This is a genomic window from Streptomyces albofaciens JCM 4342, assembly GCF_008634025.1.
In the GTDB taxonomy this organism is placed as follows: Bacteria; Actinomycetota; Actinomycetes; order Streptomycetales; family Streptomycetaceae; genus Streptomyces; species Streptomyces albofaciens.
Map to the genome: position 1 here is coordinate 222,940 of NZ_PDCM01000001.1, position 18,654 is coordinate 241,593.

The 18,654-nt window shown below is 70.3% G+C and carries 16 protein-coding genes and 2 tRNA genes; 14 read left to right on the top strand and 4 right to left on the bottom strand.

What is annotated here, in order from left to right; genetic code table 11:
* Positions 1-17 precede the first annotated feature (17 nt).
* The 9 genes from gnd to CP973_RS01185 all read left to right on the top strand — a co-directional run bounded on the left by gnd (position 18) and on the right by CP973_RS01185 (position 10,639).
* Positions 18-899 (top strand): phosphogluconate dehydrogenase (NAD(+)-dependent, decarboxylating), encoded by an 882-nt coding sequence (gene gnd / locus CP973_RS01145; RefSeq protein ID WP_150236768.1) that lies wholly within the window; start codon positions 18-20, stop codon positions 897-899.
* Positions 900-954: 55 nt separating this feature from the next.
* Complete coding sequence (recF, locus tag CP973_RS01150) at positions 955-2,091, top strand: DNA replication/repair protein RecF (RefSeq protein ID WP_150236770.1); 1,137 nt, start codon at positions 955-957, stop codon at positions 2,089-2,091.
* Between the two features lie 19 nt (positions 2,092-2,110).
* A complete protein-coding gene (locus CP973_RS01155; RefSeq protein ID WP_244409223.1) occupies positions 2,111-2,686 on the top strand; it encodes a DciA family protein in 576 nt (191 codons plus the stop codon).
* Between the two features lie 262 nt (positions 2,687-2,948).
* The gene (gene gyrB, locus CP973_RS01160; protein WP_150236772.1) at positions 2,949-5,003 is read left to right on the top strand and encodes a DNA topoisomerase (ATP-hydrolyzing) subunit B; all 2,055 of its coding nucleotides are present in this window, start codon (positions 2,949-2,951) and stop codon (positions 5,001-5,003) included.
* A gap of 71 nt (positions 5,004-5,074) precedes the next feature.
* Positions 5,075-7,699, top strand: coding sequence for a DNA gyrase subunit A (gene gyrA / locus CP973_RS01165; protein WP_150236774.1), 2,625 nt, complete (start codon positions 5,075-5,077; stop codon positions 7,697-7,699).
* Positions 7,700-7,714: 15 nt separating this feature from the next.
* Complete coding sequence (locus CP973_RS01170) at positions 7,715-8,434, top strand: DUF3566 domain-containing protein (RefSeq protein WP_150236776.1); 720 nt, start codon at positions 7,715-7,717, stop codon at positions 8,432-8,434.
* 117 nt (positions 8,435-8,551) lie between these two features.
* Positions 8,552-8,628, top strand: a tRNA-Ile gene (locus tag CP973_RS01175).
* A 230-nt stretch (positions 8,629-8,858) separates the two neighbouring features.
* Positions 8,859-8,993 carry a DLW-39 family protein gene (locus CP973_RS40345; protein WP_003958712.1) on the top strand — a complete coding sequence of 45 codons (135 nt, stop codon included), beginning with the start codon at positions 8,859-8,861 and terminating at the stop codon, positions 8,991-8,993.
* A gap of 263 nt (positions 8,994-9,256) precedes the next feature.
* Entirely contained in the window at positions 9,257-10,639 is a 1,383-nt protein-coding gene (locus CP973_RS01185; protein WP_244409225.1) for a hypothetical protein, read from the top strand.
* A gap of 27 nt (positions 10,640-10,666) precedes the next feature.
* Here the strand turns inward: CP973_RS01185 and CP973_RS01190 are convergent, their stop codons facing one another.
* On the bottom strand, positions 10,667-12,217 hold the full coding sequence (locus tag CP973_RS01190) for a protein kinase domain-containing protein (RefSeq protein ID WP_150236778.1): 1,551 nt from the start codon (positions 12,215-12,217) through the stop codon (positions 10,667-10,669).
* Positions 12,218-12,297: 80 nt separating this feature from the next.
* Positions 12,298-12,846 carry a helix-turn-helix domain-containing protein gene (locus tag CP973_RS01195; RefSeq protein ID WP_150236780.1) on the bottom strand — a complete coding sequence of 183 codons (549 nt, stop codon included), beginning with the start codon at positions 12,844-12,846 and terminating at the stop codon, positions 12,298-12,300.
* Between the two features lie 129 nt (positions 12,847-12,975).
* Here CP973_RS01195 and CP973_RS01200 point away from each other — a divergent pair.
* A tRNA-Ala gene (locus CP973_RS01200) sits at positions 12,976-13,048 on the top strand.
* A 497-nt stretch (positions 13,049-13,545) separates the two neighbouring features.
* Here CP973_RS01200 and CP973_RS01205 read toward each other — a convergent pair.
* Entirely contained in the window at positions 13,546-14,250 is a 705-nt protein-coding gene (locus tag CP973_RS01205; protein WP_150236782.1) for a DUF5324 family protein, read from the bottom strand.
* Positions 14,251-14,570: 320 nt separating this feature from the next.
* Here CP973_RS01205 and CP973_RS01210 point away from each other — a divergent pair, with 320 nt between their 5' ends.
* Both CP973_RS01210 and CP973_RS01215 read left to right on the top strand, forming a co-directional pair.
* Positions 14,571-15,098 carry a peptidylprolyl isomerase gene (locus tag CP973_RS01210; RefSeq protein ID WP_150236784.1) on the top strand — a complete coding sequence of 176 codons (528 nt, stop codon included), beginning with the start codon at positions 14,571-14,573 and terminating at the stop codon, positions 15,096-15,098.
* A gap of 152 nt (positions 15,099-15,250) precedes the next feature.
* Positions 15,251-16,162: a rhomboid family intramembrane serine protease gene (locus CP973_RS01215; RefSeq protein WP_150236786.1), complete on the top strand. Its 912-nt coding sequence runs from the start codon at positions 15,251-15,253 to the stop codon at positions 16,160-16,162.
* A 436-nt stretch (positions 16,163-16,598) separates the two neighbouring features.
* Here CP973_RS01215 and crgA read toward each other — a convergent pair whose 3' ends face one another.
* Positions 16,599-16,856 carry a cell division protein CrgA gene (gene crgA, locus CP973_RS01220; protein WP_003978850.1) on the bottom strand — a complete coding sequence of 86 codons (258 nt, stop codon included), beginning with the start codon at positions 16,854-16,856 and terminating at the stop codon, positions 16,599-16,601.
* 149 nt (positions 16,857-17,005) lie between these two features.
* Between crgA and CP973_RS01225 the strand changes: the two genes are divergently transcribed.
* Positions 17,006-17,776, top strand: a complete 771-nt coding sequence (locus CP973_RS01225) for a DUF881 domain-containing protein (protein WP_150236788.1) — start codon at positions 17,006-17,008, stop codon at positions 17,774-17,776.
* Positions 17,777-17,902: 126 nt separating this feature from the next.
* Positions 17,903-18,601, top strand: coding sequence for a class E sortase (locus tag CP973_RS01230; protein ID WP_150242958.1), 699 nt, complete (start codon positions 17,903-17,905; stop codon positions 18,599-18,601).
* The last annotated feature ends 53 nt before the right edge of the window (positions 18,602-18,654 follow it).

Consider the following 18,654-nt stretch of genomic DNA (forward strand, 5'->3'; position numbering starts at 1 on the left):
CAACGTAAGGGGTACTGATGGAGCTCGGTCTCGTCGGTCTCGGCAAGATGGGCGGCAACATGCGCGAGCGCATCCGCCGCGCAGGCCACACCGTCATCGGATACGACCGCAATCCGGACCTGGCTGACGTCCACAGCCTCAAGGAGCTGGTGGACGGTCTCAAGGGGCCGCGTGTGGTGTGGGTCATGGTGCCCGCCGGCGCCGCCACCCAGTCCACCATCGACGAGCTGGGCGAGCTGCTGTCCCCCGGCGACGTGGTGGTCGACGGCGGCAACTCCCGCTGGACCGACGACGAGAAGCACGCCGAGGAGCTGCGCGCCAAGGGCATCGGCTTCGTCGACTGCGGCGTCTCGGGCGGCGTCTGGGGCCTGGAGAACGGCTACGCGCTGATGTACGGCGGCTCCTCGGAGGACGTCGCCAAGGTGCAGCCGGTCTTCGACGCGCTCAAGCCGGAGGGCGAGTTCGGCTCGGTGCACGCCGGCAAGGTCGGCGCGGGCCACTTCGCCAAGATGGTCCACAACGGCATCGAGTACGCCATGATGCAGGCCTACGCCGAGGGCTGGGAGCTGCTGGAGGCGGTCGACTCGGTCACCGACGTGCGCGAGGTCTTCCGTTCCTGGCAGCAGGGCACGGTCATCCGTTCCTGGCTGCTGGACCTGGCGGTCAACGCGCTGGACGACGACGAGCACCTGGAGAAGCTGCGGGGCTACGCCGCCGACTCCGGCGAGGGCCGCTGGACCGTCGAGGCCGCGATCGACAACGCCGTGCCGCTGCCCGCGATCACGGCGTCGCTCTTCGCGCGCTTCGCCTCGCGCCAGGAGGACTCGCCGCAGATGAAGATGATCGCGGCGCTGCGGAACCAGTTCGGCGGCCACGCGGTCGAGAACGTGAAGAAGTAAGCAACCCAACAAGTCCGGCAGAGAAGTCCGGTGCCGGGGGAGGTCGGCGCGCCCTATGCATGTATCGCATCTCTCGCTCGCCGACTTCCGCTCGTACGCCCGGGTCGAGGTCCCGCTCGACCCGGGCGTCACCGCGTTCGTGGGCCCCAACGGGCAGGGCAAGACCAACCTCGTCGAGGCGGTGGGCTATCTGGCCACCCTCGGCAGCCACCGGGTCTCCTCCGACGCCCCGCTGGTGCGGATGGGCGCCGAGCGGGCCATCGTGCGGGCCGCGGTCGTCCAGGGCGAGCGGCAGCAGCTGGTGGAGCTGGAGCTGAACCCCGGCAAGGCCAACCGGGCCCGTATCAACAGATCGTCGCAGGTCAAACCGCGTGACGTGCTGGGGATCGTACGGACGGTGCTGTTCGCGCCGGAGGACTTGGCGCTGGTCAAGGGCGATCCGGGCGAGCGCCGCCGATTCCTGGACGAGCTGATCACCGCCCGGTCGCCGCGGATGGCGGGCGTGCGCTCGGACTACGACCGGGTGCTCAAGCAGCGCAACACGCTCCTGAAGAGCGCGGCGCTGGCCCGGCGGCACGGCGGTCGTCAGATGGATCTGTCCACCTTGGACGTCTGGGACCAGCATCTGGCCCGGGTCGGCGCGGAGCTGCTCGCCCAGCGACTGGATCTGATCACCGCGCTCCAGCCGCTGGCCGACAAGGCGTACGAGCAGCTGGCGCCCGGCGGCGGCCCGCTGGCGATGGAGTACCGCGGCTCGGCGGGCGAGGGCCTGGCCGGTGCCTCGACGCGCGAGGACCTGTACGGGCTGCTGACCGAGGCGCTCGGCGCGGCCCGTAAGAACGAGATCGAGCGTGGGGTGACGCTGGTCGGCCCGCACCGCGACGACCTGCTGCTCAAGCTGGGCCGGCTGCCCGCCAAGGGGTACGCGAGCCACGGCGAGTCCTGGTCGTACGCGCTCGCGCTGCGGCTGGCCTCGTACGACCTGCTGCGCGGTGAGGGCAACGAGCCGGTGCTGGTGCTCGACGACGTCTTCGCGGAGCTGGACACCCGGCGGCGGGAGCGGCTGGCGGAACTGGTGGCGCCCGGCGAGCAGGTGCTGGTGACCGCGGCGGTGGACGACGATGTGCCGGGCGTGCTGACCGGGGCCCGGTTCGCGGTGTCCGAGGGCGTGGCGGAGAAGGTCACGCCGTGAGCGGGCGACGGAGCAGGTGATGAACGGCGAGCGACCGGACCGTCCCTCCGAGGAGCCCCCGGAGCGGCCGCCCGGCGCCGACCAGCCCAAGCCCCCCGAGCTGTCCGGGATCGATCTGGCCCGGCAGGCGCTGGTCGCCGCCAAGGAGCAGGCGCGGGCGCGGGGCGCCGCCGCGCAGCAGAAGAAGCAGGCGCGCCGCGGCGGCCTGCGGTCCGGCGCGCGCGCCGACGGGCGCGATCCGCTGCCGCTGAGCGCGGCGATCAACCGGCTGATCACGGAGCGCGGCTGGGAGACCCCGGCCGCGGTCGGCGGCGTGATGGGGCGCTGGCCGCAGCTGGTCGGTCCGGAGGTGGCGCAGCACTGCGAGCCGCAGCGGTACGACGAGGAAGCGCGCGTGCTGACGGTGCAGTGCGACTCGACGGTGTGGGCGACGCAGTTGCGGCTGCTGGCGCCGCAGCTGGTGGCCCGGCTGAACCAGGACCTGGGCCAGGGCACGGTGAAGCTGATCAAGGTGTTCGGGCCGGGCGGTCCGGCGCGGCGGTACGGGCCGCTGCGGGCGCCCGGGAGCAAGGGCCCGGGTGACACGTACGGCTGAGGTGTACGGGTGGGGCGGGTGAGACTCCGCTCACGGTAGCCGGAGGTTGACAGCCCGAAGCGCTGAACGCCCTCCTCAGCGTCCTGAGGGCCCGTCGCAGATATGGGGAGTCGGCCAACGGCACTTCAGGGCGGCACATGACGACTCAGGCGCCCGCAAACCCCCATTAGTGTCGGCGCTACCGGTAGACTGGTAGCAATCCCGCCCACTCGCGGAACATGTCGAACGACGCAGCCGCCCTGCTTCTGATGGAAGGCGGCTCGTGCTGTGCCAGAAAGGGCGCTTCGTGGCCGACTCCGGCGACCTCAACGAGAACAACACGGCTTCTACTGAAGAGGGGGTTCCTGCCGGCGCCAGTGGCGACTCTCCGGAAGAGAAGTCGTACGACGCCAGCGCGATCACCGTCCTTGAGGGCCTGGACGCGGTCCGTAAGCGCCCTGGTATGTACATCGGCTCGACCGGCGAGCGTGGTCTGCACCACCTCGTGTACGAGGTCGTCGACAACTCCGTCGACGAGGCGCTGGCCGGGCACGCGGACACCATCGACGTGACGATCCTGCCGGACGGCGGCGTGCGCGTCGTCGACAACGGCCGTGGCATCCCCGTGGACATCGTGCCGTCGGAGAAGAAGCCGGCCGTCGAGGTCGTGCTGACGGTGCTGCACGCGGGCGGCAAGTTCGGCGGCGGCGGCTACGCGGTCTCCGGTGGTCTGCACGGCGTCGGTGTCTCCGTCGTCAACGCGCTGTCGCAGAAGGTGTCCGTCGAGGTCAAGCGGGACGGCTACCGCTGGACGCAGGACTACAAGCTCGGTGTGCCGACGGCGCCGCTGGCCCGTAACGAGGCCACCGACGAGACCGGTACGACGGTCACGTTCTGGGCCGACGGCGACATCTTCGAGACGACCGAGTACAGCTTCGAGACGCTCTCGCGCCGCTTCCAGGAGATGGCGTTCCTCAACAAGGGCCTGACGATCGCGCTGACCGACGAGCGCGAGGCCCATGTGGACGAGGAGGGCAAGCCGCTCACGGTCAAGTACCACTACGAGGGCGGCATTGTCGACTTCGTGAAGTACCTGAACTCGCGCAAGGGCGAGGTCGTGCACCCCACGGTGATCGACATCGAGGCCGAGGACAAGGAGCGGATGCTCTCGGTCGAGGTCGCGATGCAGTGGAACACCCAGTACACCGAGGGTGTCTACTCCTTCGCCAACACCATCCACACCCATGAGGGCGGCACGCACGAGGAGGGTTTCCGCGCGGCGCTGACGGGTCTGATCAACCGTTACGCCCGGGACAAGAAGCTGCTGCGGGAGAAGGACGACAACCTCACGGGTGAGGACATCCGCGAGGGCCTGACGGCGATCATCTCCGTCAAGCTGGGTGAGCCGCAGTTCGAGGGCCAGACCAAGACCAAGCTGGGCAACACCGAGGCCAAGACCTTCGTGCAGAAGGTGGTCCACGAGCACCTGGCGGACTGGCTGGACCGCAATCCGAACGAGGCCGCGGACATCATCCGCAAGGGCATCCAGGCCGCGACCGCGCGGGTGGCGGCCCGTAAGGCGCGGGACCTGACCCGCCGCAAGGGGCTGCTGGAGACGGCGTCGCTGCCCGGCAAGCTGTCGGACTGCCAGTCCAACGACCCCACCAAGTGCGAGATCTTCATCGTCGAGGGTGACTCCGCCGGCGGCTCGGCCAAGTCCGGCCGTGACCCGCAGTACCAGGCCATTCTGCCGATCCGCGGCAAGATCCTGAACGTGGAGAAGGCCCGCGTCGACAAGATCCTGCACAACAACGAGGTGCAGGCGCTGATCTCCGCCTTCGGTACCGGGGTCCACGAGGACTTCGACATCGACAAGCTCCGCTACCACAAGATCATTCTGATGGCGGACGCCGACGTCGACGGCCAGCACATCAACACCCTGCTGCTCACCTTCCTCTTCCGCTTCATGCGGCCGCTGGTGGAAGCCGGGCACGTCTACCTGTCCCGCCCTCCGCTCTACAAGATCAAGTGGGGCCGGGACGACCACGAGTACGCCTACTCCGACCGGGAGCGCAACGCCCTGATCGAGCTCGGCAAGCAGAACGGCAAGCGGATCAAGGACGACTCGGTCCAGCGCTTCAAGGGTCTGGGCGAGATGAACGCCGAGGAACTGCGGGTGACGACGATGGACGTCGACAGCCGGGTGCTCGGCCAGGTCTCGCTGGACGACGCGGCGCGCGCCGACGACCTGTTCTCGGTGCTGATGGGTGAGGACGTCGAGGCCCGGCGCTCCTTCATCCAGCGCAACGCCAAGGACGTCCGCTTCCTCGACATCTGAGCCCTGTCGGCCCTCCCCCGCCCGCCGGCGGGGACCGCAGCAGCCGCAGCTCGAAAGGACTTTGAACAGCAATGGCCGACGAGAACCCCCCTGTGACCCCGGACGGCGTGACCGCCGAGGGCGCGGCCCCCGCCATCGAAGGCGTGGGCATGCGCGTCGAGCCCGTCGGGCTCGAAACGGAGATGCAGCGCTCCTACCTCGACTACGCGATGTCCGTCATCGTCTCGCGCGCGCTGCCGGACGTACGGGACGGCCTCAAGCCGGTGCACCGCCGCGTCCTGTACGCGATGTACGACGGCGGGTACCGCCCCGAGAAGGGCTTCTACAAGTGCGCCCGCGTCGTCGGCGATGTCATGGGTACGTACCACCCGCACGGTGACTCCTCCATCTACGACGCGCTGGTGCGCCTGGCCCAGCCGTGGTCGATGCGCATGCCGCTGGTGGACTCCAACGGCAACTTCGGCTCGCCGGGCAACGACCCGGCCGCGGCCATGCGGTACACCGAGTGCAAGATGAAGCAGCTCTCCATGGAGATGCTGCGGGACATCGACGAGGAGACCGTCGATTTCCAGGACAACTACGACGGCCGCAACCAGGAGCCGACGGTCCTGCCGTCGCGCTTCCCGAACCTGCTGATCAACGGCAGCGCCGGCATCGCGGTCGGCATGGCGACCAACATCCCGCCGCACAACCTGCGCGAGGTCGCCGCCGGTGCCCAGTGGGCGCTGGAGAACCCCGAGGCGTCCAACGAGGAGCTGTTGGACGCGCTCATCGAGCGCATCAAGGGCCCGGACTTCCCGACCGGCGCGCTGGTGGTGGGCCGCAAGGGCATCGAGGACGCGTACCGCACCGGCCGCGGCTCGATCACGATGCGCGCCGTGGTCGAGGTCGAGGAGATCCAGAACCGCCAGTGCCTGGTGGTCACGGAGCTGCCGTACCAGGTCAACCCGGACAACCTCGCGCAGAAGATCGCCGACCTGGTCAAGGACGGCAAGATCGGTGGCGTCGCCGACGTACGGGACGAGACCTCCTCGCGTACGGGCCAGCGGCTAGTGATCGTCCTCAAGCGGGACGCCGTCGCCAAGGTCGTGCTGAACAACCTGTACAAGCACACCGACCTCCAGACGAACTTCGGCGCGAACATGCTCGCGCTGGTGGACGGCGTGCCGCGCACCCTGTCGCTGGACGCGTTCATCCGCAACTGGGTCAACCACCAGGTCGAGGTCATCGTCCGGCGGACCAAGTTCCGGCTGCGCAAGGCCGAGGAGCGGGCCCACATCCTGCGTGGTCTGCTCAAGGCGCTGGACGCGATCGACGAGGTCATCGCGCTGATCCGGCGCAGCGAGACGGTCGAGGTGGCGCGCGAGGGCCTGATGGGCCTGCTGAGCATCGACGAGATCCAGGCCAACGCGATCCTGGAGATGCAGCTGCGCCGGCTGGCCGCCCTGGAGCGCCAGAAGATCACCGCCGAGCACGACGAGCTGCAGGCGAAGATCAACGAGTACAACGCGATCCTCGCCTCGCCGGAGAAGCAGCGGCAGATCATCAGCGAGGAGCTGGCGGCGATCGTCGAGAAGTTCGGCGACGACCGGCGCTCGAAGCTGGTGCCCTTCGAGGGCGACATGTCCGTCGAGGACCTGATCGCCGAGGAGGACATCGTCGTCACGATCACCCGTGGCGGCTATGTGAAGCGGACGAAGACCGACGATTACCGGTCGCAGAAGCGCGGCGGCAAGGGCGTACGGGGCACGAAGCTGAAGGAAGACGACATCGTCGACCACTTCTTCGTCTCGACCACCCACCACTGGCTGCTGTTCTTCACCAACAAGGGCCGGGTCTACCGGGCCAAGGCGTACGAGCTGCCGGACGCCGGCCGGGACGCGCGCGGCCAGCACGTCGCCAACCTGCTGGCCTTCCAGCCGGACGAGCAGATCGCGCAGATCCTGGCGATCCGCGACTACGAGGCCATGCCCTACCTGGTGCTCGCCACCAAGGGCGGTCTGGTGAAGAAGACGCCGCTCAAGGACTACGACTCGCCGCGCTCCGGCGGTGTCATCGCGATCAACCTCCGTGAGACGGAGGAGGGCGCGGACGACGAGCTGATCGGCGCCGAGCTGGTCTCCGCCGAGGACGACCTGCTGCTCATCAGCAAGAAGGCGCAGTCGATCCGGTTCACCGCCACGGATGAAGCCCTGCGTCCGATGGGACGCGCCACCTCGGGTGTCAAGGGCATGAGTTTCCGCGAGGGCGATGAACTGCTCTCGATGAATGTGGTGCGGGCCGGTACGTTCGTCTTCACCGCCACCGACGGCGGCTACGCCAAGCGCACCTCGGTGGACGAGTACCGCGTCCAGGGCCGCGGTGGTCTCGGCATCAAGGCCGCCAAGATCGTGGAGGACCGGGGTGAGCTGGTCGGCGCCCTGGTGGTCGAGGCGACGGACGAGATCCTGGCCATCACGCTCGGCGGTGGTGTGATCCGTACGCGGGTCAGCGAGGTCCGGGAGACCGGCCGTGACACCATGGGCGTCCAACTGATCAACCTGGGCAAGCGCGATGCCGTGGTCGGTATCGCCCGTAACGCCGAGGCCGGTCGCGAGGCCGAAGAGGTCGACGGGGGCGCCGAGCCCGAGTCGGCCGACGAGGCGGCGGGTACCGAGTCCGCGGTGGCCGAAGGCGGCGAGCCTTCGGCGGAGTAACGCGAGGAGTAGGTCGTGAGTGGAGCCACGGGCGCTGCGGCGGGTGGGTCGGGGAAACGGAAGAATTCCCGGCCGGGACCCGCGACCGTGACGAAGGACAGCGCCCGTGGCTCCGCCACGTCCGGCGGCACCTCGTCCGAGGACTCCTACCAGGGGGGAACCGTGACCGACACGCGTCAGCCGTATCCACAGAAGCCGCACTCCGGATCCCAGCCGCAGCCGCCCGCACAGGGGCAGGCCTCCGGGGCCCAGGGCGGCGGGCAGCCGTATCAGCCGCCCCAGGCGTACCGCTCGGGTGCGGGGCAGGGCGCGGGGGCGCAGCAGGGGGTGCGTGTGCCGCGTACGGGCGCGCGTACGACCCCGCGTACGCGCAAGGCTCGGCTGCGGGTCGCCAGGGCCGACCCGTGGTCGGTGATGAAGGTCAGCTTCCTGCTGTCCATCGCGCTCGGCATCTGCACGATCGTGGCGGTCGCGGTGCTGTGGATGGTGATGGACGCGATGGGGGTGTTCACCACCGTCGGCGGCACGATCAGCGAGGCGACGGGTTCGGGTGACGGCGGCGGCTTCGACCTCCAGACGTTCCTGTCGCTGCCGCGGGTGCTGCTGTTCACGGCGGTCATCGCGGTGATCGACGTCGTGCTCGCCACGGCGCTGGCCACGCTCGGGGCCTTCATCTACAACATCTCGGCCGGGTTCGTGGGCGGTGTGGAGCTGACCCTCGCCGAGGACGAGTGACGGCCGAGGCCGTCCCGGAGGGGGCCGCGCTGCGGCCCCGTCCGGGGGCGTTCCCCGGGCCCGGGGGACACGATTTTGGGAACGCCTCTGAAGTGCGCTAATCTTTCGGTGCAGCGCGGGGCTATAGCTCAGACGGTTAGAGCGCTTCCCTGATAAGGAAGAGGCCACAGGTTCAAGTCCTGTTAGCCCCACCAGCGCGAAGAGGTCCCACCGGAGACGGTGGGACCTCTTTCGCGTTCGGGCGTGGATGCGGCTCGGAGCGCTCCGGAACGTTTCGTTCCGGTCGGCGGTGGCGCGGCGCCTCCCGGGCGCGGCCGGCGGGCCGCCGCGCATCGGTCCGGCCCTAGGTCACCGAACGGTATCGACCGGTGTGTATCATCGGCCCCCAGAGGTCCCCTACGTCAACGAAAGACGAGGTCGCGCGGTGAAGAAGCTTCTCCTGGTCGCACTGGCCGCCATCGGCGGGCTCCTCGTGTACCGCCAGATCCAGGCGGATCGCGCCGAGCAGGATCTGTGGACGGAGGCGACCGACTCCGTGCCCGCAGGTTCGGGTGTGTGAGACGACGCAGCAGTTCGTCATCCAACGTACGTACCCCGGCCACCGCGCGACGGTGACCGGGGTCTCGTGCGTCCGGGGGCGGGACGGCGCGCGGCGGGGGCGTGCGGGGCGGGGAGCGCCGTACGTCACGCGGGGCGCGGCCGTGCCGACGGGTTTGCCATAGCACATAAGTAGCTTGCAAAAGCAAATGTGGTGAGGGGTGGCTCGTGGTGAGGGGGCGCACGATCAGGGACGGGCGCGCCGGAAGGGCGACACCGGTCCTGATGCCCGTAGTGATGCCCGTACTGGTGCCGGTGCTGGCGTTCTTGCCCGCGGTGATATCCATACCCGGGCTGACGGGTGCCGCGGTGGCGGCGTCGGCAGAGGGTTTACGGGGCGATCCGCCCGCCTACAGGACAGCGCCCGGCGCCCGGCCCGTACGGGGTGCCGAGAGCCCGTCCGGCGCCCCACGGCTCGCCCCCGGGACGTACACCGACTCCCTCGCCCGCGGCGACGAGAAGTTTTACGCCGTGCACCTGGACGCGAAGTCCAGCGCCTACCTCTCGGCGGTGGCCGCTCCCCGGCCCGGCAGTGAGGTCGCGGACCACACCGACAGCCTGAAGGTCAGCATCCGGGACGCCGACGGCAACACCTGCTCCGCGGGCGGCAGTACGGCCTTCCACGGCCGCGGCATGGCGTACCCGATCGCCGACTACGCCACCCGCCGCATCGACGGCCCGCGCACCAACTGCCAACGGGCGGGCACCTACTACTTCGTCGTCAAGCGCGTCGGCACGGCATCCGCCGAGGGCGCGGGGCGCTGGCCCGTCGAACTCCGCCACCAGCGCGAGCCCGGCCTCACCGGCACCCCGCCCGCCCAGCCCGGCCCCGGCACCTGGTCCACAACGACCCCCGTGCCGCTCGACGGAGGCACGAAGAAGGACACCGAGGGCGGCACCGGCTTCAACGACGCCGCACCGATCGGCAAGGGCGTGTGGCAGGACCGCATCAGGCCGGGGGAGACCCGGTTCTACCGGGTGCCGGTGGACTGGGGACAGCAGCTCAACGTGAGTGCGGAGTTGGGGGCGGGGAAGCTGGTGGAGGGCGGTGGGAGGCCGGGGCCGGGTTCGGAATCGGGACCGGGATCGGGTTCCGGGGCGGGTGTGGTGGCCGGTTCGCGGCTCGTGGCGAGCGCGCTGGGGCTGGGGGTCTACAACCCGGCACGCGGCCCGGTCAGCGGCACCCGCTTCGTCCCGTACGACGGGAAGCCGGCCGCCGTGAAGCTCTTCACGGCCCCGGTGGCCTACGGGAACCGCTACAACGCGGCCGCCCCTGTCAGCGCGATGCGTTTCGCGGGCTCTTACTACCTGGCCGTATCGCTGCACCCGGATGCCGCGAAGTACTTCAAGGACGGAGCGCCGATCACTCTGCGGGTCGACCCCATGGGCCGCCCGCAACCCGGCCCCGACTACCGGGAGAAGGCCACCGAATTCTCCGTAACGCCTCAGGAACGGGTGGCGGCCGACGACGGCATGTCGGTGCAACAGGCGACGCAGCAAGGGACGTTGCGGCTGGTGGGCTACGGCGGGATCAGCACGGGTACGGTGCTGCTGCTGGCGCTGGGGGTGTGGACGGTGGTGGCGCGCTGGAGGGGCGGGCGCACCTGACGGGCAGGATGCGGGGCGTTGGCCGGCTCAGCTGACGGCCAACGCCCAGACGCCGACCGCAATGCACAGCAGCGCTACGACGATTACCGGTACGGCAACCTTGGGTGGCGGCCCGGGCCGGCGCTGCGGAAGGGCCCGGTGCCGTCGGCCCGGAGCGCGGCCGGCGGACGGCAGAGGATGCGGCCGGTCGGGGGTGTAGGGGCGGGTGGGCTGGGACGTGGGCTGTTGTGGGGTCGGGTGCTGCGGGGGCGCCTGTAGTGGGGGCCGGTGCTGCGGTACCGGGTGCTGCGAAACCGGCGCCTGACCGGTGTGGGGTTGCGGGACGGGGCGTTGCGGGGCGGGCAAACCCGTGGACGGCGGCGCGAGCGGGAAGTCACCGTTGTCGGACGTGTCCGTTGCCGACGGTGGTGGCGTGGAGGGGAACGGCGGTACGGAGGGCGGGGGCGGCGATACGTTGCCACCGCGCGCCGGGGCTTCCGGAAACGGAGGCGCTGCTTCCGGTGCGCCCGTACCCGTGCCCACGCCCGTACCGGTACCCGTACTCACACTCGTACCAGCTCCCGCACCCGGCTCCGCCGCAGCCCGCGAACCGGCCATCCCCGCACGCGGGTCGCTCCCCGCTCCCTCCCCTTCCGGCCGATCCCCTTCCGACGGATGCCCTTTCGGCCGCTCCCCTTTCGGCCGCTCCCCCTTCGGCCGCAACGGCCCATCCGGCCCGAACCCCGCCGGCAGCGGTCCGATGTGGTCGAAGACCTCGATGATCTCGTCCTCGATCGTCGCTTCCGGAAGCAGCTCGGCGGCCGCGAGCAGTGCCTTGCGCGCCCCGGCGGCCGTCTTGAAGCGCAGGTCCGGGTCCGGTTGCAGCAGGTTGGCCAGCACCTGCCAGAGCGGCTCCGCGATGCCCTCGGGCGCGTCCGGCGTCCCGTACTGCGCGAAGTGCTCGACGAGCCCCTGGGTGTCCGGCTTGGAGCCGGTCAGCAGGTGCACCGCGACCAGGCCGACCGCGAAGAGGTCGCCGGGGAAGTCGGGTTCGGCACCCAGCATCTGTTCCGGGGCGAAGTAACCGGGCGTGCCCACCACGTAGTTGGCGTCGGTCAGCCGCGGCTCGCCCTTGCGCATCGAGATGCCGAAGTCCGACAGCCGTACGTGGGGGCGGCCGGTTCCGGTGGCCTCCAGCAGGATGTTCGCGGGTTTGATGTCACGGTGCACGACCCCTTCCGCGTGGACCGCGGTCAGGCCGGACAGCAGCTGGTCGAGCAGGACGCACACCAGGTTCGGCGGCAGCGGCCCGTAGTCGCCTACCAGGTGGGCCAGCGAGCCGCCGTGCACGAGGTCCATGGTGAACAGGACCTTGTCGTCGTCCGCGGCCCAGCTCGCGGGGGCGAGCACGTGCGGGTGGTCGATCCGTACGGCCTGTTCGCGCACGAAGCGCAGCAGCGTGTGCGCGTCGCTCTGCTGCAGCACCTTGGCCGCCACGTAGCGGCGGCGGCGCTGGTCCCAGGCGCGCCAGACGGCGCCCACGCCGCCCCGCCCGATCGGGTCGATCAGCTCGTACCGACCGGCGAAGACCTCACCCATTGCGTCCCGTCCGCGTATCGAACCACCGAACTGCCCGGCTTCCGGAGTACGCCGCGTGCGCCGCCCCGGCCGCCCGCCGTCTAACTCTGGTGCGCCTCGTAGTGGGAGACCGCGTCGGCGGTGCGTCCCGCCCCGTAGACCCGGAGGAACTCTGCCAGTTCGGGGTGGGTGGGGGCGAGGGTGTTCGCGGCGTCGATGATGTCGCCGGCGGCCGAAACCGAGCGCAGCAGCGACTGGATCTCGCGGACCACGCGCCGTACGGTCGTCGCCCCGGTGGAGGCGGCGGTCTGCGCGGTGTTGTTCAGCACCGAACCGCCCGCGGTCTTCTTGATCTCCTCCATCCGCTCGGTGGCCTCGGCGGCGCTGACGCTGCCGTCCGCGACCTGTCCGGCCAGTTCCTGGAGCGCCTGGACGCGCTGGACGACGGCCGGGTTCCCGATCTTCGCCCGCTGCCCGCTCATCAGCTGGGACAGCATGGGCGCGGACAGACCCAGCACGGCCGCGAGCCGCGCCTGGTTGAGACCGAGATCGTCGATGAGACGACGGAACAGCGCCCCAAGAGGCTCCCCGTACCAGCTCCGCTGCAGCTCCCGAGCACGCGCGGTGGCTTCTTGCTGTGCTGCGTCCATGGCGTCTCCCCTGTCTCCCCGATCGCGCTTCGCTGCCGCGAATCTCGCGGAGCATCCTACGGAGAGCACCTGCGCGCGGCGATACCCGGTCGGGAAACCTCGCGGGCACCGGGTACCCTGGTTCGCGACGGGGCCTTAGCTCAGTTGGTAGAGCGCTGTCTTTGCATGGCAGATGTCAGGGGTTCGACTCCCCTAGGCTCCACGTCCAACCCCCTTCATCCCGCGGAACCGCAGGTTGAAGGGGGTTTTCTGTTGCGCGTGGGCAGTCGGCGCGCTGTCGCCGGGCGGTGGTCGTGGCCCGTGCCGTGGTGATCGGCGGGTGCGCCGGCCGTTCGCGGCAGCCATGACGGATCCGGCCACCGGCCGCACGCAGGGCCGGGCCGCCGGTACGGGGTCGGGCGGGTCGCGGACGCTGATACGGGCGGGGCATAGGAGTCGTGAAACAGGAGTACGGCGAGATTCGACCTTGTGGGGCCTAAACCTGGCCGAAAGGTAGGGGCAAGCCGTTCGACGCCGCGTCCTCGTCGACTGCCCAAATAGTCCCAGGTGCTCAGGTTCCGCTCGGACGGGAGGCCGAACGGTGGAGGTTACGGCGACGGTCGCGACCTGTCGGAAGGGCCGTGCCACAGGCCCTTCCGACGGAACCCTGGCACGGCCCGGACCTGCGGACGGTGACGGACGGGGTGGTGCCGGGCGCGGTCAGGGGGTGTTGCCGCGGTCGTCGGCTTCGGCTTCGGCCTGCTTGGCCTGGACCTCCGGGTCCAGGACGGCCGCGTCGACCGCGGTCAGGGGGGTGCGCTCGTTGACCTCCGTGGCGGCCGGGGGCTCGACCAGCCAGTCCGGGTTGGCCTGCTTGTCCCACCACTTCCAGGCGGCGAAGGCGCCGCCCGCGAGGAGGCCGACGACGGCGAGGCGCTTGGCGGCCTTGCCGGCGCGCCGACGGCGGTTGTGCTTCTTGACGATCTTTTCGATCTCCTTGGCCGACACCTGGCCGCGCAGGGCGGCGAGGGCGGCGGTGCCGCGGGCCACGGCCTGGTCGCGGACCGGCTCGGCGGCGGCCCGTGCGCTCTGCACGGCGTGCTCCACGCGCGGCGCCGTGTAGTCGGCGGCCTGGCGCGCGGCCTTGCGGGTGCGTACGGCGGCCTTGCTCGCGGCCTTGTCGACCTTCGGCGGCAGGGCGCCGCGGGCGTGTTCCAGGCGGGGCTGCACATGGGTGTCGTACTGGCTGCGTGCCTGGTGAGCGGCCTCGGCCACCTTGGGTGCCAGTCGCGTACGGGCCTCGTGCGCGTAGTGCGCGGCGGTGTCCTTGGCCGTACCGGCATACGGAGCCACCACCTCCGCCGCGTGCCGCACGCTGTCCTTGGCCGAACTGGTCGCCGCGCGCACGCTGTCCTTGCGGGTCACGGGATCCTCCTCCTCGGTGGCGTGTCCGGGGGCTCGGGGGTTGTTCCCCAATGTCTGCTGTGTCGCCTGTCCACCCAATTCAAGATCATGCCTGCACACGCGCCACACGGCATGTGCGAGCGGGCATCCGGGTCATTGGGGACCTTCAGGAGCCTTGGGATGACAATGCCACGCTTTGCCGGTCCGTGCGCCGGTTCGGCGGGTACTGGTGACCGGAAAGGAAGTGGGAACGAGCGGGAACGTGGGCCGGTGTACGGGTGCCGGGCGGGCGTCCGTGCGAGGATCGGGAACCGTCAGTGCAGACTTATGGAAGGTAGATCGTGGCTGAGCAGCTCTACGCCACCCTGAAGACGAATCAGGGCGACATCGAGATTCGGCTTCTGCCGAACCACGCGCCGAAGACGGTCAAGAACTTCGTCGAGCTCGCCAAGGGTGAGCGGGAGTGGACCCATCCGGAGACCGGCAAGAAGTCCATGGAGAAGCTGTACGACGGCACGGTCTTCCACCGGGTGATCAGCGGCTTCATGATCCAGGGTGGCGACCCGCTGGGCAACGGCACCGGCGGCCCCGGGTACGAGTTCGCGGACGAGTTCCACCCCGACCTGGCCTTCAACAAGCCGTACCTGCTGGCCATGGCCAACGCCGGCCCGGGAACCAACGGCTCGCAGTTCTTCATCACGGTCTCCCCGACCACCTGGCTGACCGGCAAGCACACCATCTTCGGCGAGGTCACCAACGACGCGAGCAAGAAGGTCGTGGACGCCATCGCGGCGACCCAGACCAACCCGCGTACGGACCGTCCGGTCAACGACGTCGTGATCGAGTCGGTCGTCGTCGAGAGCCGCTGACGCCCGGCGCCCGGCCCCGGGCGGACTCAGGTGCGCGCGGGCCGCGGGTGTACGGGAACCATTGCGCCCTGCCCGGTCGTAGATCGGGTGGGGCGCGCACTTCGTTCGTGCGGGGACGTCCGCATGGATCGCGACGAGGGACCGAGGGGACCATGGACCAGGTGCCAGGCAGCCCGCAGGAGCCGCGGGACGCGCGGCCGGGCGATGCCGCGCCGTCCGGCTGCTACCGCCACCCGGACCGCACGACGGGCATCACGTGTACGCGTTGTGAGCGGCCCATCTGCCCCGAGTGCATGGTCAGCGCGTCGGTCGGGTTCCAGTGCCCGGAGTGCGTACGCGGCGGCAGCGGCACGGGCCGTACGGCGCAGGCCACCGCCCCCCGGACGCTGGCCGGCGGCACGCTGACCGCGGACACCCGGCTGGTCACCAAGATCCTGCTCGGCATCAACGTCGCGGTGTTCATCGCGGTGCTGGCGGTGGGCGGCGGCCTGGTGCAGGACCTGGAGATGATCGGCGGCGCCTTCACCCGGGAGGACCTGCGGTTCATCGGCGTCGCCGAGGGCGAGTGGTACCGCCTGCTGACCGCGGTGTTCCTCCACCAGGCCCCGATGCACATCGCCTTCAACATGCTGTCCCTGTGGTGGCTGGGCCCGCCGCTGGAGGCGGCCCTCGGCCGGGTCCGCTTCCTGGCGCTCTACCTGCTCTCCGGCCTCGGCGGCAGCGCGTTGTCGTATCTGCTCGCCGCGCAGAACCAGCCGTCGCTGGGGGCTTCCGGCGCGATCTTCGGGCTGCTGGGCGCGACGGTCATACTGATGCGCCGCCTGAACTACGACATGCGGCCGGTGCTGATCCTGCTCGCGCTCAACCTGGTCTTCACCTTCGCCTGGCCCAACATCGCCTGGCAGGCGCACGTCGGAGGGCTGGTCGTGGGCGCCGCGGTGACGTACGGGATGGTGCACGCCCCGCGTGCGCGGCGGACGCTCGTACAGGGCGCGACGTGCGCGGTGGCGTTCCTGGTGATCGTCGCGGTGGTGTGGGTGCGGACCGGCCAGCTCATGGGCTGACCGCTCGGTCCGACGGCCGAGCCGGCGTCGTGGACACGGGGTGCCGCCGTCCGGTTCCGGCCTGTGAACAGCCGTGGGTACGGCGGGTTGTCCACAGCGTCCGGCCAATCTTGTGCACCGGGTGGAAAAGGCCGCTCACCCACCGTGGCGAAGCCTGTTTTCCCAGGAAGGGAAGGGTGGGACGGTGGCAAGGGGGACGGGCCGCCAGTCACACCGGCGTCAACGGCCGGGAAGTTATCCACAGATCTTCTGAAGTTTTCCCCGGCTGTGGATAACTGTGTGGATGGCCTTGGGCAGGGCTTGCGCCGAGGCGAGGTACGGACAGCGCGCGGCGGTCGGCGCACCGGGCCGGACGGCGGCCCGGCGACCTCGTCGGGACCGCGCTACCGGCCGGGCCCGCGTTACCGGCCGGGCCCGACGACGGTGGTCGTGCGCGCTACTTCCACTGCGTGGATACGCCGAAGCCCAGCGCGATGAAGCCGAAGCCGCACACGATGTTCCAGTTGCCCATCGCCTTGACGGGCAGATCGCCCCCGGTCACGTAGAAGAGCACGATCCACACCAGACCGATCAGGAACAGCGCCAGCATCACCGGAGCCACCCAGCCCCGGCCCGAACTCATGCGCAGATTGGTCGTCTGCTTCGCCGGCGGGGGCGTGAAGTCGTCCTTCTTGCGGATCCGTGACTTCGGCACGAGGAACTCTCCTGTCGATGCTCTGCGTGACCGCACTGGGGGCGGATGATGCTGCTTACGGGCGGGGCGGGAGGTGACGGGGAGCGGTTTCCCTCCCCGGGCGTCCGTTAGCGTAGTGCTTCCGCGGCGTCGTAAGGAGCAAGGGTACGTTGAGCACTTCCGCTGACTCCCCCGGCCGCCCGTCGCGCCGCCGTCTGCGACCGGTGCGTCTGCTGACGCTGGCCGTCTTCGCACTGGCCGGGCTGATCTTCTGGCTGAGCTTCGACACCGCGCGCGGCACGGACCTGCGCTCGGACGACTCGATGCTGCGCCTGTCCGACCTCATCCAGGAACGCAGCCACAAGAACGGCGCCCACGACGAGCGCAACGCCGCGCTGCGCGACGAGGTCGACACCCTCGCGCACCAGGACAGCGGCAGCACCAAGGCCGAGGACGCCAAGCTGGCGGCGCTGGAGAAGAACGCGGGCACCAAGCCGGTCGCCGGTCAGGGGCTGACCGTCACCCTCACCGACGCCCCGCCGAACGCCACCGCCAAGATCCCCGGCGTGCCCGAGCCGCAGCCCAACGACCTGGTCATCCACCAGCAGGACCTGCAAGCCGTGGTCAACGCCCTGTGGCAGGGCGGGGCGAAGGGCATCCGGGTCATGGACCAGCGGCTGATCTCCACGAGCGCGGTGCGCTGTGTCGGCAATACGCTGATCCTCCAGGGCCGCGTCTACTCGCCGCCCTACAAGGTCACCGCCGTGGGCGACCGCGACCGGCTGAACCGGGCGCTGACCGCCTCCCCGGCCATCCAGAACTACCTCCAGTACGTGAACGCCTACGGCCTCGGCTGGAAAGTCGAGCAGCAGGAGGCGGTGACTCTGCCCGGCTACTCCGGCACAGTGGATCTCCACTACGCACAGCCTGTGAAGCCGTGACCCGCCGGCCGCCCGCACCGGCGCCGGCGGCCGGGGAGGGGGCGGTCCGGGATGACGGTACGGTCCGGTGCGGCGGCGCGGTCCGGGGCGCGGGGACGGCCGGGGGCGCGGGGACGGCCCGGCGGGGTGGCGCGGCTGGTCGTCCGGACGGTCAGCGAGGTGTGCGTCACCGCCGGCACGCTGATCGTGCTCTTCGTGGTCTACGTCCTGTTCTGGACGGGCGTACGGGCCGACAGCGCGATGGACGGCGAACTCGGCAAGCTCCAGGACCAGTGGTCCACCGGCCCGGTCGCCACCGGAACGTCCGGGGGCACCGCCGGGCGGCCGAGCGGGCCCGGGAAGCAGCCGCCGTACGAGTACGGCTCGTCCTTCGCCGTGATGTACATCCCCCGCTTCGGTGCCGACTGGAGCAAGCCGGTGCTGGAGGGCACCGCGGTGGATGTCCTCAAGAGGGGCCTCGGGCACTACGAGCGCACCGCGCGGCTCGGTGGGACGGGCAACTTCGCGGTCGCCGGGCACCGCCGAACCTACGGCGACCCCTTCAAGGACTTCCCGCGGCTGCGGCCGGGGGACGCGGTGGTCCTGACGGACGGCACGACATGGTTCACGTACCGGATCGACCGGCGCCCGTACCGGACGCTGCCCACCGACACCGGCGTCATCGACCCCGTACCGCGCAAATCGGGATACAGCGGGCCGGGCCGCTATCTCACGCTGACGACCTGCGAACCGGAGTGGGGTCACAGCCACCGGCTGATCGCCTGGGCGCACCTGGACTCCACCCAACCCGTGGAGCGTGGCAGGCCGTCGGCTTTGACCGGCTGAGCCCCCGGTCCGAGCCCTCGCCCTTTAGTCTGGTGGGGCGATCGGCATCGATC

Coding starts and splice junctions, on each gene's coding strand:
- CP973_RS01195 (WP_150236780.1), bottom strand. CDS start 12,846: ATGGACGCAGCACAGCAAGAAGCCACCGCGCGTGCTCGGGAGCTGCAG.
- CP973_RS01155 (WP_244409223.1), top strand. CDS start 2,111: ATGAACGGCGAGCGACCGGACCGTCCCTCCGAGGAGCCCCCGGAGCGG.
- gyrA (WP_150236774.1), top strand. CDS start 5,075: ATGGCCGACGAGAACCCCCCTGTGACCCCGGACGGCGTGACCGCCGAG.
- CP973_RS01190 (WP_150236778.1), bottom strand. CDS start 12,217: ATGGGTGAGGTCTTCGCCGGTCGGTACGAGCTGATCGACCCGATCGGG.
- gnd (WP_150236768.1), top strand. CDS start 18: ATGGAGCTCGGTCTCGTCGGTCTCGGCAAGATGGGCGGCAACATGCGC.
- CP973_RS01185 (WP_244409225.1), top strand. CDS start 9,257: ATGCCCGTAGTGATGCCCGTACTGGTGCCGGTGCTGGCGTTCTTGCCC.
- recF (WP_150236770.1), top strand. CDS start 955: ATGCATGTATCGCATCTCTCGCTCGCCGACTTCCGCTCGTACGCCCGG.
- CP973_RS01215 (WP_150236786.1), top strand. CDS start 15,251: ATGGACCAGGTGCCAGGCAGCCCGCAGGAGCCGCGGGACGCGCGGCCG.